This is a genomic window from Aquitalea sp. S1-19, from assembly GCF_024343515.1.
This window is the reverse complement of sequence record NZ_RJTZ01000234.1, coordinates 1-2246: the sequence shown is the minus strand read 5'-3', so window position 1 is coordinate 2246 and position 2246 is coordinate 1. Positions and strand designations below refer to the sequence as shown.

At 58.8% G+C, this 2246-nt stretch carries 3 protein-coding genes; all 3 read left to right on the top strand.

The window, feature by feature from the left end; all coding sequences use genetic code 11:
* The first annotated feature begins 308 nt into the window (after window positions 1-308).
* The 3 genes from EGI20_RS17650 to rfbA all read left to right on the top strand — a co-directional run bounded on the left by EGI20_RS17650 (window position 309) and on the right by rfbA (window position 2233).
* Entirely contained in the window at window positions 309-668 is a 360-nt protein-coding gene (locus EGI20_RS17650; protein WP_498629777.1) for a MarR family EPS-associated transcriptional regulator, read from the top strand.
* A gap of 319 nt (window positions 669-987) precedes the next feature.
* A complete protein-coding gene (locus tag EGI20_RS17645; RefSeq protein WP_498633024.1) occupies window positions 988-1164 on the top strand; it encodes a DUF2442 domain-containing protein in 177 nt (58 codons plus the stop codon).
* A 193-nt stretch (window positions 1165-1357) separates the two neighbouring features.
* Window positions 1358-2233, top strand: a complete 876-nt coding sequence (gene rfbA / locus EGI20_RS17640; RefSeq protein ID WP_498629778.1) for a glucose-1-phosphate thymidylyltransferase RfbA — start codon at window positions 1358-1360, stop codon at window positions 2231-2233.
* The last annotated feature ends 13 nt before the right edge of the window (window positions 2234-2246 follow it).

Here is a 2246-nt window from a genome sequence, read left to right as displayed (position 1 = left end):
TGCCGGGCTGGAGGCGATCTACCAGTGCAGCGAAGCCGAACACAGATCCATCATCCTGCTCGAACTGCTGCACAAACGGGTGCGCATGCAGATTGATACCGCCAGACTGGGTAAAACCGGATGAAACACAGCCGAACGACAAAAGCATATCCAGGCTTGGCCTGAGATCCCAGACAAGGTACAATCGTTCAATCTTGAACAGTGGCCGCTTGCGGCCGCTGTCTATTTATCGCCCTCCGCGCTTGCCGAACGTGACACGGTAGGGCGGTAGCGTGCCTGAAACACCACGAACCATCGTAAATCGCCCCATGGCCAGCCGCCAAAGCAAGCTACAAGAAGACACCTATTATCGCGTGATGCGCCTGCTGCAGGACAACCCGGACATCACTCAGCGCGAGCTGGCCGAGCAACTCGGCATCAGCGTGGGCGGGCTCAACTATTGCCTGAAAGCGTTAATGGAAAAGGGCTGGGTCAAGATGCAGAACTTCGCCCGCGCCAAGAACAAGTTCGGCTACGTTTATGTGCTCACCCCCAGCGGCATCGCAGAGAAAGCTGCACTGACTAAACACTTCTTGCAGCGGAAGCAGGAAGAATACGACGCACTCAGCCAGGAAATCGAAGCACTGCGCGCGGAAGTGAAGGCGCAGGCACAAAAACCCGCTGACTAGTGGATTGGGATGCCCCCCTCACCCGCCAGCGGAAGAGGGCACCGCGACCGACGGCCACCGTGCAACGCAAAACAGACCAGCACCATCAATCCTTCTCCCCCCGGGAGAAGGTGGCGCGCAGCGCCGGATGAGGGCCCTACCGGCCGGATGGGATAGCCGCCGCACGCGGCATATCCCACCACACCAAACCAGGCGCATGCCCCGCACGCCAAACCGGCAAGCTGCAACAGAAAAACGAGCACATGAGGCCTTGCTGGCTGACTGGGAACTCGCCGTAAACGGTGAGCGGCCTTTCCCCATTGATCCACTCAGGTGACACATGCACAAAGTGACGCAACTCACCGTACTCGACAACAGCCGGCTATTGCTGACCTTTGATGCGGGTGAACAACGGATTTTCGACGTAAGCCCCTATTTGGAGCGCGGTATTTTCAAAAGCCTGAAAGACCCCATCCGTTTCCGTCAGGCATATATAGCCTTCGATACCGTCTGCTAGCCCGAAGATCTGGACATTGCGCCCGACACGCTTTATCACCACGCGCAGCCCGCATCGTAGGGCGGGATGCAACCCAAACCCTTCTCCCCGCTGGGGAGAAGGTGGCGCGCAGCGCCGGATGAGGGGCCGCACATACAGCTCGGCAAGCACACCACAAACACCGCAAGCAACACCCAATATTGGAATGCAAAACATGACCCAAGCCAGAAAAGGCATCATCCTCGCGGGCGGCTCCGGCACCCGCCTCTACCCCGCTACACTAGCAGTCAGCAAACAGCTGCTGCCGATCTACGACAAGCCGATGATCTACTACCCGCTCAGCACCCTGCTGCTGGCCGGCATCCGCGAGATCCTGATCATCTCCACCCCGCAAGACACCCCGCGCTTCGAACAGTTGCTGGGTGACGGCAGCCAGTGGGGCATCAAGCTGCAATACGCGGTACAGCCCAGCCCGGACGGGCTGGCACAGGCCTTTATCATCGGTGAAGATTTCCTCGCCGGCGCACCGTCTGCCCTGGTATTGGGCGACAACATCTACTACGGTCACAGCTTTGCCAGCCTGCTGCGCGATGCCTCAAGCAAAACCAGCGGCGCCAGCGTGTTTGCCTACCATGTGCACGACCCGGAACGCTACGGCGTGGTGGAATTCGACGCCAGCGGCAAGGCACTCTCCATCGAAGAAAAGCCGCAACAGCCCAAAAGCAACTACGCCGTCACCGGCCTGTATTTCTACGATGCACAAGTGGTCGATATCGCCAAGGCCATCAAGCCCTCGCACCGTGGCGAACTGGAAATCACCGACGTCAACAATGTCTACCTGCAACAAGGCCAGCTCGATGTGCAAACCATGGGCCGCGGCTATGCCTGGCTGGACACCGGCACCCACGAATCCATGCTCGAAGCCAGCCAGTTCATCGCCACCGTCGAAACCCGCCAAGGCCTGAAAGTCGCCTGCCCGGAAGAAATCGCCTACAACGCCGGCTGGATCGATGCAGCACAAGTAGAAAAACTGGCCGCCCCGCTAAAGAAAAACGCCTACGGCCAATATCTGCTACGACTGCTGGCTTGACATTCCAACAAAC